General features: G+C 44.8%; 15 protein-coding genes. 1 reads left to right on the forward strand and 14 read right to left on the reverse strand.

The genetic code is table 11. From position 1 onward, the window contains the following. Positions 1-1,005: 1,005 nt before the first annotated feature. The 8 genes from BLS58_RS02805 to BLS58_RS02840 form a co-directional block, all read right to left on the reverse strand. Positions 1,006-1,686, reverse strand: a complete 681-nt coding sequence (locus BLS58_RS02805) for a restriction endonuclease (RefSeq protein WP_090396049.1) — start codon at positions 1,684-1,686, stop codon at positions 1,006-1,008. Between the two features lie 60 nt (positions 1,687-1,746). Further along, complete coding sequence (locus BLS58_RS02810) at positions 1,747-2,724, reverse strand: toprim domain-containing protein (protein ID WP_425433665.1); 978 nt, start codon at positions 2,722-2,724, stop codon at positions 1,747-1,749. Between the two features lie 82 nt (positions 2,725-2,806). Continuing rightward, the gene (locus BLS58_RS02815) at positions 2,807-4,501 is read right to left on the reverse strand and encodes an ImmA/IrrE family metallo-endopeptidase (RefSeq protein ID WP_090396051.1); all 1,695 of its coding nucleotides are present in this window, start codon (positions 4,499-4,501) and stop codon (positions 2,807-2,809) included. Then, positions 4,479-4,766 (reverse strand): hypothetical protein, encoded by a 288-nt coding sequence (locus tag BLS58_RS02820; protein ID WP_090396052.1) that lies wholly within the window; start codon positions 4,764-4,766, stop codon positions 4,479-4,481. Before BLS58_RS02820 ends, BLS58_RS02815 begins: the two co-directional genes overlap by 23 nt. Beyond that, a complete protein-coding gene (locus BLS58_RS02825; protein WP_090396053.1) occupies positions 4,767-5,210 on the reverse strand; it encodes a hypothetical protein in 444 nt (147 codons plus the stop codon). It abuts the gene before it with no gap. An 8-nt stretch (positions 5,211-5,218) separates the two neighbouring features. Beyond that, complete coding sequence (gene mobP2 / locus BLS58_RS02830) at positions 5,219-6,397, reverse strand: MobP2 family relaxase (protein WP_090396054.1); 1,179 nt, start codon at positions 6,395-6,397, stop codon at positions 5,219-5,221. Continuing rightward, positions 6,394-6,648 (reverse strand): hypothetical protein, encoded by a 255-nt coding sequence (locus tag BLS58_RS02835; protein WP_090396380.1) that lies wholly within the window; start codon positions 6,646-6,648, stop codon positions 6,394-6,396. Before BLS58_RS02835 ends, mobP2 begins: the two co-directional genes overlap by 4 nt. A gap of 309 nt (positions 6,649-6,957) precedes the next feature. After that, a complete protein-coding gene (locus BLS58_RS02840) occupies positions 6,958-7,590 on the reverse strand; it encodes a hypothetical protein (RefSeq protein WP_090396055.1) in 633 nt (210 codons plus the stop codon). 86 nt (positions 7,591-7,676) lie between these two features. Between BLS58_RS02840 and BLS58_RS02845 the strand changes: the two genes are divergently transcribed. Next, a protein-coding gene (locus tag BLS58_RS02845) for an IS3 family transposase (RefSeq protein ID WP_090396056.1) occupies positions 7,677-8,796 on the forward strand; the annotation gives its coding sequence in 2 pieces (ribosomal slippage) (positions 7,677-7,945 and positions 7,944-8,796; 1,122 coding nt in all). Between the two features lie 180 nt (positions 8,797-8,976). Here the strand turns inward: BLS58_RS02845 and BLS58_RS02850 are convergent. From BLS58_RS02850 to BLS58_RS02875, 6 genes are read right to left on the reverse strand one after another with little or no spacing between them, the layout of a single operon-like run. Beyond that, the gene (locus BLS58_RS02850; RefSeq protein WP_090396057.1) at positions 8,977-9,171 is read right to left on the reverse strand and encodes a hypothetical protein; all 195 of its coding nucleotides are present in this window, start codon (positions 9,169-9,171) and stop codon (positions 8,977-8,979) included. Then, the gene (locus BLS58_RS02855) at positions 9,168-9,788 is read right to left on the reverse strand and encodes a hypothetical protein (protein ID WP_090396058.1); all 621 of its coding nucleotides are present in this window, start codon (positions 9,786-9,788) and stop codon (positions 9,168-9,170) included. Before BLS58_RS02855 ends, BLS58_RS02850 begins: the two co-directional genes overlap by 4 nt. Before the next feature lie 20 nt (positions 9,789-9,808). Then, the gene (locus BLS58_RS17910) at positions 9,809-10,903 is read right to left on the reverse strand and encodes a C40 family peptidase (RefSeq protein ID WP_245723035.1); all 1,095 of its coding nucleotides are present in this window, start codon (positions 10,901-10,903) and stop codon (positions 9,809-9,811) included. A 1-nt stretch (position 10,904) separates the two neighbouring features. Further along, the gene (locus BLS58_RS02865; protein WP_090396382.1) at positions 10,905-12,833 is read right to left on the reverse strand and encodes a VirB4 family type IV secretion system protein; all 1,929 of its coding nucleotides are present in this window, start codon (positions 12,831-12,833) and stop codon (positions 10,905-10,907) included. Between the two features lie 20 nt (positions 12,834-12,853). Further along, positions 12,854-13,489, reverse strand: a complete 636-nt coding sequence (locus tag BLS58_RS02870; protein ID WP_090396059.1) for a hypothetical protein — start codon at positions 13,487-13,489, stop codon at positions 12,854-12,856. Next, the gene (locus tag BLS58_RS02875; RefSeq protein ID WP_090396060.1) at positions 13,486-13,794 is read right to left on the reverse strand and encodes a DUF5592 family protein; all 309 of its coding nucleotides are present in this window, start codon (positions 13,792-13,794) and stop codon (positions 13,486-13,488) included. The genes BLS58_RS02870 and BLS58_RS02875 overlap by 4 nt, the downstream gene beginning before the upstream one ends. Between the last annotated feature and the right edge of the window lie 11 nt (positions 13,795-13,805).

A 13,805-nucleotide genomic window follows, 5' to 3' on the forward strand; every position in this document is an offset into this window, starting at 1 on the left:
GCTAGACGATCAGGAGGAACCAATGTGTATGATGATCTGAGCTTTATGCCCGCTTTCTTGACAAAAGTCCGTTAGTGGCTCAACAAAACCCACACTAGCTCTAACAATATTCAGCCCATTCTTTTTGTGTGGTAGAGGGTCTCCGCAACGAGTGATACATTCCCTTGCAAAAGGGGTTTTTCAACATTTTATCTTGTTGACTTCTGTTGACCAGTTGTTGACCAAATTTAGCATATAACATCAAAAACCATCTTGTGAAAAAAATTAAACAAATAAAAACCCTGATACATCAGGTTTTCAAGGCTCAATCCAATTGAGAATATTATATATGCAGAAATGGTAAGGATGAGGTCGCCGGTTCGAGTCCGGCAGGAAGCTCCAGCGAAAATACTTACATGATGCGGGTCCCGGCAATTACCGAAGCTCGCTTTTCAATTACGGATGAGGTCTTTTGGCGCAAATTTGGCACCTTTACTTAACTAAAGTGCTTTTTATAATTTTTTAAACATGACAGTGGCCGCAATCTTTATTGTTTGCGAATGTTCGAGCAAAATAGATGGCCAGAAACCATATCGTTTAATCGGTTCCACATTTTATTTGCCATCAGCAAGATGTTATTGTATACTATGGTTAGAAAAGGCATATATTTAAAAAGACCGTGGTGTGATTGCACCAACGGTCTCCCAATAGAACAACTCCTACCAAGGGATTTGTTCACCTAATAATCAGATGAAGTAGCCACCCTTTTGGATTGCAGCCCAGGGGTGGTTACTTCTTTTTTTGATCGTCATGTTTCATCATCAAGACCACCAACGTGGCTACGGCCACACATAGCATGGCCGTTTCATAAGTGATTACCATGACTGTTCACCTCCCTTCTCCCTCAAGAAAAAGGGCGCCAATTGGCACGAAGGTTGACAAGGTGAACGTCCACCCCTGGACAGTTGTTTATTGTTTCTCTAGTATACCATACTTTGAAGGACTCGCCTCCCCCATAGGAGAAAATCAGGAAGCATTTAATGGTTCCGTATGCCGACAATTCGGAAATGAAGAACATCCAAAAGATCGTCTCGTATTCTCCTGATGACTTCGCACCACTAAAGGTGAGCCACACAAGGGACAATTGCGTCGCGCTGGCTCTACATTTTCATACACCTTTTGAGCCGTCATTTCCGGGTTCACATTCACGATAAATTGCTGCAGGCGCCATCGATCTAACAGATGAACACCACAAGCCTGGGCGAGTTTACAGGCCGAAGCCGTATAAAAGCTGTTTGTGACCACCCAGGCTTCCTGGGCTTGGTAAAAAGGAATTGCCGCAAATACTTGCTGAATAGCCTGGATTCCCACCCTTTGCTTATACCCGTATCGCTTCGCCTGCACAACGATCTTTTTTTCCTTTTCCATCACCAAATCAGCCCCGAAATCATTGGAACGTTTCGTTTCTTTCACGGATCGATAGCCCAATTCTTTAAACAGTTGGACTAGAAAAAATTCAAATTGATGGCCATCCATTTGATCGATCGAACGAATGCCACTTTGAATGACTCGTTGGAACGCTTGTTTCTCTCGATGACGCTTCATCCATTTTCTCATCAACCAAACAAAACCAACAATTACCGGTGGGAAGGTGAAAAGAAAAAACACTATAAGAAAAATGCTGACGATCGTACCCTCGTCTATCATTCTTCACACTCCTCGTCCAACAAAAATACACGGGCCGAAACCCGTGCGTAAAGGTTTCCATTATCGTTCCGGTTCCGTATCCTTGGCTGGAGAGGGTTGGGATTCTTTCGCTCGCGGCTGTTCTACGACCACATTCTTTTTTAATTGTTCATTCCAATCCTTTTCCTTTGGCAAATCAACGTTCCCAACCCGTTCCCCGTCTTGATTTACATAGTTTTGCAACACATCTTTTAGGCCATAGGCGAAATCACGACCAGACGGATCATTGTCCACGGCAATGATCACTTGTTTCGGTGGATAGCCTTCCCTATTCATCCGGTTCATTTCTGCGCTAACAGTGTGTCGTTTCAAACCAGACATTGAAAGCATACGTGCATTTTGTATATCCTCCTTCTTTTCACTCCAATAAGACAACGCATCGACGGCACTTTCAAACACATAGAGCGTTTCCGGCTTTCCAATATCAAAAGAGAAACCAGCGTTCCCTGGGCTGTTTTTGTCAATGCCTTTAAACCAATCACCAGTACGAGCCATCGGTTGCGTGCCTTGTCGATCCGCCCCCACGACCTCGCCCTGCTGTTTCCACTTATAAACGACATTGCCCCGTTTGTCTTGCGCCACATAATCCCTGCGCTCCAACCAATTCACGACTTTAGGGTGAATTTTGCGATCCTGGGTTAAATACTGATGCATGCGCGTCGTATCGCTCACCTCATAGTGGCTAGGATATCGGTAGGGTTCGGACGGTGTCTTGGCTGATGGCGGCCGTTCCTTTTCCTTAAAGGAGCCATTTGCAATATCTTTCACAACTTCCGGAAAAGACATCCCATAGTACATTTGCGCAAAGTTGATCACGCCAGCACCTTTTTCCCCTCGCGAGTTCCACGCATACATTTGATCACGAATAATCAAGCTGTCATGTTCCGTGTGCCGGTAGTAACGCCCTTCTTTTTTAAAGGTTTCTCCCTTCGCCTCAAGATAATCCAGCAGATCGACACGCTTAGCTCGTTCCACTTGCTCCGTACGGACACGGTTCACCATGCCGTACTCCCTCCTTTCATTCATGGTTGATATAATGAAAAAACCACAGGGATTATTGAACCCCTATGGTTCTGATACATCACACATCTGGTTCCGGACCCTTAATGCCTGTTTGAGTTCCGGCGCTGATTGATGACGTGGCCACCGGCTCTTGTTGTTCGCGTCGTTCGCGTTCATTGGATCGTTCAGCGCCTTTCTTAGATGTTTTTTCTTGCTCATTGGTGTATTCTTCGTCTAATTGCTTTTCAAGGGAACCTAGTCGTTTCTGGCCTTGCTCGGAGAGAGGAAGTTCTTTGATTTCTTGCAGTGACTCTTTTTTCAATTGGTACACTGTATGCGGATCATGTCCCTGCTCAAATGCTTGCATTCGCTTCTTTCGTTCTTGTTGGTCGCCGGATTCTTCCCGATCCAATTGCTTCCCAACGGCAGGCTCAATCAATCCCATGATTTCGCGCTTATAATGGTCTTTAAAGGTTTGATGCTCCGTTGGTTTATCCTCTTTTTCAAACGGGCTTGCATTGCGTTCATGAGCCGTCACTTCGTTGCGGTAGGCTTTGAGTAATGGACTTTCTTTCCGCATCAGTGAGGATTTTTCATTTTCGTCTTGCTGTTTAACAGGACTTACATGGGGCTTTTGAGCCGTTAATGGCAAGGTGGATCCTTTGACTTCCTGATATTGTGCTTCACGGGAAGCTTTATCGGGTTCCACCTGTTGGATAACTTCTTGTTTGTAAAGGTCCTTATATGCCTGCCGATCGATGGTCGCTCCATCTTGTTTTTTCGTTTGATGAATCATCGATTCATCTCCTTTCGACTCTTCTTTTTTCTGTTCATGCGCTTTTTCCGGTTCTAACGTTCGTTCCATCGTGGTAATAAACTGGTGGGATGTGTCTTGCACCTCTTTGAGTAATTGCTGATGATCGTCAAAGGTGCGGTTTTTCGTCCAAGATTTAAGGTAATCCAGCGAGTAATCGGATGTGTCCACGCCAAAATGCGAAGCGACGGTGTACGCCGTCATCTCTGCCTGAAACTCTTTTTCCGGTTGCGAATATCGGTGGTGCGTTTCTGCCGTGTGCAATTTCGCATGCGCTAATTCATGCAACAGGGTTTTGACATTCTGCCGTTCATCGTTGCGCGGATTTAAAGCCACCTCCTTTGTTAAGGTATAGCTGACGCCTTTAGCTGCGCCTAACTCTTGTTTCGGTTCCACAATGGCAATGCCATTTTCCTTGGCGATGGCTTCCATGCCTTGACGAAGTTGGCCGTAATCCTCCACCTTCCCCTCCATCCATTTATTTGGAAATAAAGCCGGCAAATCATCCCGTGTGGCCGACGTCTGGCTAATATCAAAAACAGTTCCCGTTGAAAATACAAGACGACCATCTCGTTTGGGGAGATGGCCCTCTTCAATGTGTGACTTTTCATTTTTTGTTGCATATTTGACGGGCTTCCATGTGCCTTCCTCGTTTTGAAATTGCTCGCCAAGCCGTTGCGGCACCAAAATTTTGAAACCTTTTTCTCCTTTTTGAACGGGGAAACCTTTAGACTGCCAAAACTTGTATGAACCAACGGCTTCGGCGCCCGGAAATTGCGATTGCATGAGTTGGATATTATTCCGGGAGTAGTTGTGAAACTGTCCCATAAACTGCAAGTATTCCTTCATTTGATCCTTGGAATTAAAATGTTTAGCCACCTTTTCTTCCATGCCTTTGGTTAGTTCCTCGACTTCTTGTTTCATCGCTTCCGGTGATTTACGGGGTCTCGTTCTCGCCATCGTCCCACCCCCGATCGGCGGCCTCAATCAGTTCTTCCATGTCTGCTTCATGATAATTTTGACCAACGTCCAATACCATTTTTTTCGTTTGCGTATCAAACGGAATCAACAAATTTTCTTGATTGATCAAGTGCTGTTCAAGGGCAGCTTTATCTGCCGGATCGAGTTCAATTGTGTAGCGTGTATTCCCCACCAAAATCTTCACGTCATGATCCCCTAAACTTTCAAACACACCCACTTCGTAGCGATCATCTAAAAAAATCATTTACACCTCTCCTTTCGTTCGCTTGGCTTTTTGACTTTCATCCCAATCGATTTTTTTCTGCCGTTGATGAGAGATACGTTCTTTGACTTCTTCTTTGGCGATGCTTACCGGCTTGCTCTCCATATTGGATGTTGTGATGAGGTGGTTTTCATTCATAAGCATGCCATTCATGAGTTCCATAAGGATTTGCGTGTTTCGATCACTATTATTCACCCCCAATTGAAGTTTCTTTAATTCTGATGCAAACACTTGATGGAATTGCTCGGCGGCTATATCCATAATGGCTCGATTGGATCGATCTTCAATTTTCCATGCTTCATGCTCTTGGATGATTTTTTCCAATGCTTGCCCGTGATAGGTAATATCATGCTGATCACGGTAAGCATCGATATAATCCATCACTTCCGGAAGCACACGGATATTCATGCGTTTGCGTTCACTCATTGCTTTCCCTACCTTTCACGTTCAATGTTTCGTTCTAATCGTTCATGATCCATGTCATTCATGTACGCTTGATAGGTCTGTTTCATCGATCGGTTCAGACGGTTTAACGATTGCTGCATCGCGATCCCTGATGACCGACCACGACGCAACGCATGACGCTCTTCTTTTCCTTCTGCCTTTGATTTTGGGTGCAATTGATCGTCAAACGATTTCATTTCTTTCAAAAAGGCGTTGCCCATCCGTTTATAGAGATCATCGATCTTATTCGTTTTATAGTTTTCATACCGTTTGCTTTCTTTCGGCCCATCTCCATAGGCTGCCTTCATTTCATTCACTTCCCGATCCAACCGTTGGTGCAAGTTTTTAAGGTCTTCCGGATGATATTTTTCCAAATACTTCGTTGTCAGTTGATCAATCATCGGCCGGATCGGATTTAAAGTGTTGTAACCATAATTCCAATGCCGTTTGTTCTCCGGCAATCGTTCATATATATCTTTGAATAGTGGTTTCAATTCTCGATTGCGCCATTTCAGTGTGCTTTGTTCTTTCTTGCCATCGACCATCTTCCCTCGAATGATTTGATTGATCTGTTCACGCTCATTGCTTCGATCTTGTAAGCCGTTGACCACTGCCCCTTTCATTGCATTGAGGGTTTTTGGTTTTCGCTTGCCTCGCTCACGGGTCGGTTCAGGTTCAACGGTGGCCACATGAATGTGTATGTTCTCGGTGTTTCGGTGAATGGCCGCCGACCAAACGGTGCTTTGTTCCAGCCCTTCTTTTTTGAGCATCGTCTGCATCGACGAACGGGTGACATCTTTCAATGATTTTTCATCTAATGCGCCCGTTTTCCGATCATAGATGCCTTGATTTTCTAACCACTGATTATCAAAGGTAATAACATCTTGCCACATAAGACTCTTGTTTTCTTGCGCATGTTGAAAGGCATGTTTTAGATCCTCTTTTTCACAGTGATGAAGTTGATCGGATGTTTCCGTAAAAAGCGCCGATGTTTTTTCTGGATCATCCATGTAATGATTGTATAACGAAAACATTTGCGAAGGCAGTTGCTTTTCCCCTTTGGCTTCTTCCCGATCCACATAATTGACGTACTGATCAAAGGCTTTGGCATTGGATGTTATAAATTTTGTCTTCAATACCACACCCGGAGTTATCGTTGACGCACTCATGATGATGGCTCCGTTTCGTCACCAATGAGTGCATTCATCGTTTGCATGCTGGTCGCACAACGCTCCATGACGTGTAGGTTGCTAGCCACTAATTCTTCCAATCGTTGGACGCGTTCATCTTCTTGATGAAAGATAGCCATTTGCGTGAGTTGAGCGTGTAAAAATTCTTGCCGAGTCATCTGTTTTTGTTTCGCAAGTTCATCGATTTTTTTTACTACCCATGGTTCCATGTAGCGTATTCGTACTTCCAAGATCATCGCCTCCTTTGATTTTTCATTCAGCAAGTGAATCATCATCTTCGCCCCACTTATAACGATTGGTGATTGGATCGTGTAAGGAGGGGTAGGGAGAAAGAGCATAAGGGATTTCTGTTCCCCCTAAACGGGGGAAGTCCGGCAGAGCCGGACGAAATTTGGGAACAAGAAAAGCCTATTTGGTGTCAGGTTGTCGTCTAGTTTTCGGGAACGTAGGTTACAGTTTTTGCTGATGGTGTCAAGTCGTCGTCTGGCTGGTGTCAGGTTGTCATCAATGGTGGTGCAAAGTTGTCGTCTGGTTTTTGATTAACCATCTGATGCCATTTCCATCTGTTCCTCGATCATCTCTTGTTCTTCTTGGGCCACTTGATAGGATTCCTTCTCATTTTCCATATCCGTCTCTAAACCATCAATTTCAGATTCAATTTGACTGTGTTCGCTTTCAAGTTCCACTTCTTCATCTTCGGTGCTGTATAAAATATCGGCTTCAATATCGACCAATTCTTGTTCCAATTCCTCTATGCGTTCTTCCATGTTTTCAACAACTTGCCGATGATCTTGTTGTTCTTCTTCTAATCGATCCATTTCTAACTGTAATACATGTTGTTCATACCTGTTCGTATCTTCAATCGTCATCGATTCATCAACGTCCACCTCCCGATGGTCCGCATAGATACGTGCCAGTTCAGCCGGAATATTATCATCGGATGTTTCATCTGGATCAAGCAAACTCTCATCTGTTGTTTCTTCTAAAATATCCATACCAATCACTTCAAACGACGGATCAACGTTATCAATATGAAGCACAACATAGTCTCGATCTTCATAAAGCATGGTCACGGGTAATTCCTCTTGAGGGTTGGCACGATCTTGTGCCGCAAACGTCGTTTCTGCATTTCGATCAGCCTGAGAACGATCAATATGCAAGGTGGCTATCATATGATGCTCGGTGGGGTTATACGTCCAATCCTCTATAATGGACCCAAGATTTTAGACACGAAAAAAGGGGATGTTAAGGTAGGTATATGAAGCGAAAAAGATATACGCCTGAATTCAAATCACAAATCGTGTTGGAAATCTTGAAGGAAGAAAAGCCAATGAGCCAGATTGCTTCGGAACACGGGATCCATGTGAACCAGCTTCATAAGTGGAAAACACAGTTCCTGCAAGACATGCCGCAGATCTTTGAAAACCAAAACAAGGATCAGGCAAAAATGAAAGCCGACTATGAAGAAAAGGTGGAAAACCTTTATGCAGAAGTCGGAAAGTTAACCACGCAATTGTCGTGGATCAAAAAAAAATCTGGCATCTACGATGACTAGGCGAGAGCGCATGGAGATGGTGGATTGGGAGGTGTCTGAACTCCCCATTTCCCAACAGGCTGAACTACTGGGAATTAATCGATCCAGTCTTTACTATAAGCCTGTTCAGCCGTCACCGGAAGAAATTGCGATAAAACACCGAATTGATGAGATTTACACCAAATTTCCGTATTTCGGTTCACGCAAGCTTGCTGAAAAATTAAAGGATGAAGGCGTAAACATCAACCGTAAAAGAGTACAGCGGCACATGCGTGAAATGGGCATACAAGCCATTTATCCAGGTCCTAACTTAAGTAAACGCAATCTGCAGCACCGTATTTATCCTTATCTACTGAAGGGAGTGACGATTACCCGCCCCAATCAAGTCTGGGCCATTGACATAACATACATTAGCTTACACAACAGCTGGATGTATTTAACGGCTATTATAGATTGGTATTCCCGATATATTATCAGCTGGGAACTGGACCAGACGCTGGAGATCGACTTTGTACTGGAGGCTGTTCAACGCGCATTTACGATAGGAACTCCGGAAATATTCAATAGTGATCAGGGAAGTCATTTTACCAGTCCCAAGTATATTAATCTTTTAAAGGGACACCCAACCGTTCAAATCAGTATGGACTCGAAGGGACGCGCATTGGATAATATTATGATCGAACGGTTTTGGCGCAGCCTTAAATATGAAGAGGTCTATTTAAAGGATTATGGCACGCCGAGAGAAGCGAGAAGCAATATCAAGGATTATATGAATCTTTATAATCACGAACGGCCTCATCAGTCTTTAAATTATAAAACACCAAGTGCCATTTACTTTCAATAGGGATTAATGTCCTTCCCGTCTTTGCGCCATTGTCTTTCCTATCTCAGAACCTGTCAAGGGAAAGTGCGCCCTTGACAGAACCTGACATAGAAAAGGCTGGGTAGTTAGACGGGGAAGAACAAAAAAATGAATGACCCACCTTATTTTTATAAAATGAGTGTCTTGACAATGGGGTCCACCTTACTCAACCACAGCTTCTCCGTTACCTTGCATCGGGACAGACGATCCGGACTCTGTATGTTGAATGTCTCCAGGGGGCGCACCTAACAACGTTCGAGATAACATGATCATCATCCCCACAACGACAAAGGAAAAGGTGAGGACAAGTAACGGTACGGTTTTTTTCGTGCTTATCGTAAAACGTTTTCGCCTCATGCGTCACCCTCTCCTTCCATGCTTTCAACGGCATCCCTAAAGTCTTGAATGATCCATGAGCCATCTTCTTGCTGTTCAGCGTCCAATTCAATAAACGTCAGCGTGGAATCTTCAGCGCTACCGGTGCTATACGTTTGAGTGAATCGAGCCATAATGGTGGCTTCCGATTGATTGAGTTCACCTGTTTCCGCGAAGAAATGAGCGTCTTCGGCGATCGCTCTATTCTCCGTTTCCTCTTGTTCATCCTCCGAGAATAAAAAACCATGCAAGTTATCCTGCATGATCGTTTCAGCTTCATCTTTACGGTCTTCATACGTCTCTGCGTCTTCGGTATAGACGGTTTCAACGAACGTTGCGGCTGTTTCCTGTAAAGCTTCCTGTAAAGCTTCCTGTCGTTCTTGCATCGCTGCCGGTTCTTCCATCTCTTGTTCGTTTTCAAGTCGTTCGACTTCATTTTCTAATTGCTGGTTCGCCTGCATCATCTCCTGCATCTGATCATGTGATACCGATTCTCCTTCGTCATCACCGGCCATCGCACTATACACATTGACCCCTGTGACGACAAGAAGAGCCACAAGGGTAAGACTAAATAATGTTATTTTCGTTTTTGAAGACACAAGAAATGCTCCTTTCTCGTTTAACCTATACGCTGCACATTTCCGTTATACGTTTCGCCCCAATAACCATCTTCCAAAGATTCATATTCGACACCATCACTGGATTGAGCACCGATAAATTGACCATCACCAGCATAGATACCGACATGGCCATCTGTCTTGTACGTATCAAAAAAGACTAGGTCACCAGGTTCCTTATCATATGAGTCAACGGATTCACCTTCGTTGGCGAGTGAATCGGTGGTTACAGAAGATAAAGGTCCAAGTTGAATCCCAATCTGTTGAAACGCCCAATGCACAAAGCTCGAACAATCAAAAATACCTTGCGCCTGTTCAACTTCATTCCTGCCACCGCCAAAAACATACTCTGAATCGCCAATCCATTCCTCGCCAACTTCAACAACCTCCGGTATGTCCCCGTCACCGGGATCAATACCATCCCCACCGTCGTCCGAATATTGATCCATAAAATCCATCACATCATCCACGTACCAATCCGCCCCGTTATAAGCATAGACAGCTTCCTCCAAGTTCCCATCGGCAGCCCCTTGTTCGGCCAAATAGTTTGCGGCTGAATGCACGGCATCATCAATGTCATAAGGGTCGGCATCCCCTGTGCCACTGCCATCCACGGCAAATCCGTCATGTTCGTCGATAACGTCTAAGTCGATCAATTCATTTTCGGGAATGTCACCGGCGCCTAAGCCACTGCATGAAGGATGGTTCCACCCAACCCACGTACAAGGCATAAACTGCATGTGTCCTTCTGCGCCTGCGTAACTAACCATATCTTCCTCGTCGCCCTCGGAAAAAACGGTTTCCACGCGATGAATCGCCGCAAGCAACGCCGGCGGTACAGAATATTCTGCCCCGGCTTCTTCATAAACCGGAATGTATTCCTCGGGGATTTCATCACCAGACACACCGTCCACGGAATCAACATCATCGTCTTGCTCTTGGTCAAACTGAGCCGACAATGCCATAACCGCCACAACAACCATGCCGATTAAACCACCGATCACAACAATAACGCCTAAGACCGTGAGTCCTTTCCACTTACTCGGAATCAAGGAAAAAAGGAATACGAGGAACGCGATAATCGCAGAGACCGACATCTTACGCGCCCCCTCCGAACAACGCCAATTCCTCCTCCGAGACTTCCACGGAAAAGCGCAGATTTTTCACGGCCTGGATATTCAAAATCACATCCCCCGTTTGCAAATACGGCACTTGCGCGACCTCACTTTCGGATAACTGTCCAGCAAACACGCGCTCTAACATTTCCAGGTTATTGCTGTCCTGCTGCATGATCCATTTATATTGGGTCAGCTCAAACAACGTTTTAATTTCTTCGACTAGCGTTTGGTCGGAACCTTCCGGCACAAAATCCCGAATCGAGTGCGACGCATAGGTGAACCCGGCGAAATACTTACGGGCTTCCCGGACAAACGTTGTGAGAAATTCTAGTGCGTGGCCACTGCCTTTCTTGGTGTTGATGATGTGATGCGCTTCATCCATCAAGATGAGATACCGTTCTGCATCCTCGAAGGTTAATTCCCCTTTGTTGTACGCCTCAAATTGTGGCGCTCCGTTGGTGAGCATCGCATCCCACAATAGATTCATCACGTTAAACAGTTGGGCTTGAAAAATTTCCGATCGCATCTGACTGAGGCCGCGGAGTTGGAAAATGACCACTTTTTCTTCCTGAAAATCAGCGATGCTGGATGGACCATCAAACAGATGCTTATACGTTTCAACGATGTTTTGGACGTTCAGTTCAATCGTCTCTAACCGGCGTTTGCGTTCCGGACTCAGCGTTGATCGTTGTCTCCCTTGTTCTTCGTCCTCATATAATTCTTGGCGTATAAACGTCAAAAAATCTGAAAAGATGGGATACGCTTCAACGGATTGTTGGGTAATCCCTAAATCATGATCATCGCTCCATAAATGTAATGATTTGTACAATTTCCGTAACATATTTTCATATTCTTTCAGTTCATTGTCAGAGGCTTCCGGAGCTAGAAATCGGTAAAACGAGGTCATTTTTGATAAATGTTGCGTAAAAGACGTAAATTCATCTTTCGCTGTTTTATAGACTTGCAACGGATTAATAATCCCGTCTGTGCCATCTAAGGATAACTTTTGCCCGCCTATTTCATCCACCAGACCTTGAAACTCGCCTGTCGCATCAAAGGCACGGACTTTGTGCTTTTTAATGGCATTATCGAGCGCGATTTTTTTCAAAAGCGTCGATTTTCCGGCGCCCATCGCGCCGATCACCACGGAGCTATACGACTTCCGGTCTTTATCCCGATGAAACAAATCAAAAACGACATTACCGCCGGTCATTGTCGTACCATGAAACGTTCCGGTGGGGTCATGCAGTTGGGTGAAGTGGAAAGGGAACCCCCCGGCTAATGTCATCGCTGGCATTCCTTGCCCTTGGCGGCGGTTGCGTTGCTTGGCTTGGTCTGAATATGATTCATGGAGGGCTTTCCATTCCATATCCAATTCATTTAAAAAGACCGCGCCCCTAAAGTTCTCCCCTTCGAGCGCGGTTAAGACCACGTTGACGTTGCTTTCCAGTTGGTCTTGGGTCCGAGCACTCACGTAAAAGCGCAAATGCACCCGTTTAATGACCTCTCCTTCTTGATAGATGGAGGCATACAGTTCTTCTAAATCGTTTAAATCGTCTTTGGCTTCGAGGATATTGACACTTTCTTTTTCAGTCATCATCCGAGAGCTTTTCTCATCAATCCCTTTATTGAGGCCATCACGTACCTTGTGATGATCTTCCGAGGCGACATCGATGGTGGTGATGACGTTTTCCATATTGACGATGGACTCCAACCAAAAATCCTGCGTATTTTTCGGATAACTATACACATGGATGCACGTTTCATAGCCGTCGCCTTTGCGTATAAAACTTTCCTTAAAACTGACACCGCCTTGTGGTTGAATGTTGGCAAGCAAATAGGGATTATACCCTCTACGTTCCGTCTCTGTGGCTTCGGTTGTATCTTTGCGTTTCCACGGTGCAAACATTTGTAAAAGACTCATCGCTATTACCCCCTCTGATGATCAAGTTTAGAGTTTTGATTATTGAGTTTATAAATCACATCTAATTTTTTCGTTGTTTCCAGGTTTTCCATAGGGATGGTTCGTTGCAATTTCCGACGCGCAAACTGGCAACGTTCCGTTAAATCTTTCACCGTCTCCCCGTATACATAAAGATAAAATTCCCGGTTGGTCCGGTGTTTCTCTAAAAATTCAAGTTCCGCCTTTTTCTTTTGTAAAAAGTGGTCAATGAGGGGCGAGTCGTTCGCGTCGATTTTCTTTTGCAAGTGGGCGATCTGAACGGCCATATTCACCGGGAAGTTGAGTGAGACGATCTTAATATTGGCATCAAACGCTCTTAGAAATTGTGTGAGTGCCAAAATATCAAATTCTGTTTCTTGATCACTTTGCGCGTACACATCTTTGCTTCGGACTTGAAACATGTCCGCATAACCACGATCGTCTTGCAAAACAAAAGCCCCATCATCGGTCATATCCCCGATCGGAAAAATGTCAGCGATTTTATCCGGTACGCGCTCCCGTTTCTCTTTCGGTTTGGCTTTTGATCCGGTCTTTAGCCCTCGTTTTGATTTCGATTGTTCATCAAAGAGAGCTTCTTGGTCCAACGTTTCTTCATAAATCATGCTTTATCCTCCTTCGCTTCGTCTTCATGGGGGTCATGGGCGTGATACGTGGCCCGGTCTCGACTGAGCATCATCCAAACCGCACTCAGCATCCGCATATGCGGGTTCGTCTTGGGTTTCCAAAGCCAAAAGCCATACAAAGCAACCATAAAGATAATAAACGGGATGGTGAGCGACGGATGAATCATCGCGTGAAGAACAAAACCCATGACAAGCATCCCGATCGCTACCAATAAATCGGTTAAATAAAACCATTTATTCAGTTTTAACTCTGCCGTAATTTCGGTCGGTATTTTATAGTTCATGACATAGCTCC

The organism is Natribacillus halophilus, from assembly GCF_900100185.1.
Lineage (GTDB): Bacteria > Bacillota > Bacilli > Bacillales > Marinococcaceae > Natribacillus > Natribacillus halophilus.

Excerpts from the sequence above, each read along its gene's own strand:
- BLS58_RS02850 (WP_090396057.1), bottom strand. The coding sequence starts at position 9,171 with ATGAGGCGAAAACGTTTTACGATAAGCACGAAAAAAACCGTACCGTTA.
- BLS58_RS02825 (WP_090396053.1), bottom strand. The coding sequence starts at position 5,210 with ATGAGTGAACGCAAACGCATGAATATCCGTGTGCTTCCGGAAGTGATG.
- BLS58_RS02815 (WP_090396051.1), bottom strand. The coding sequence starts at position 4,501 with ATGGCGAGAACGAGACCCCGTAAATCACCGGAAGCGATGAAACAAGAA.
- mobP2 (WP_090396054.1), bottom strand. The coding sequence starts at position 6,397 with ATGAGTGCGTCAACGATAACTCCGGGTGTGGTATTGAAGACAAAATTT.
- BLS58_RS02820 (WP_090396052.1), bottom strand. The coding sequence starts at position 4,766 with ATGATTTTTTTAGATGATCGCTACGAAGTGGGTGTGTTTGAAAGTTTA.
- BLS58_RS02840 (WP_090396055.1), bottom strand. The coding sequence starts at position 7,590 with ATGATAGCCACCTTGCATATTGATCGTTCTCAGGCTGATCGAAATGCA.
- BLS58_RS02870 (WP_090396059.1), bottom strand. The coding sequence starts at position 13,489 with ATGATTTATGAAGAAACGTTGGACCAAGAAGCTCTCTTTGATGAACAA.
- BLS58_RS02865 (WP_090396382.1), bottom strand. The coding sequence starts at position 12,833 with ATGTTTGCACCGTGGAAACGCAAAGATACAACCGAAGCCACAGAGACG.
- BLS58_RS02875 (WP_090396060.1), bottom strand. The coding sequence starts at position 13,794 with ATGAACTATAAAATACCGACCGAAATTACGGCAGAGTTAAAACTGAAT.
- BLS58_RS17910 (WP_245723035.1), bottom strand. The coding sequence starts at position 10,903 with ATGTCGGTCTCTGCGATTATCGCGTTCCTCGTATTCCTTTTTTCCTTG.
- BLS58_RS02805 (WP_090396049.1), bottom strand. The coding sequence starts at position 1,686 with ATGATAGACGAGGGTACGATCGTCAGCATTTTTCTTATAGTGTTTTTT.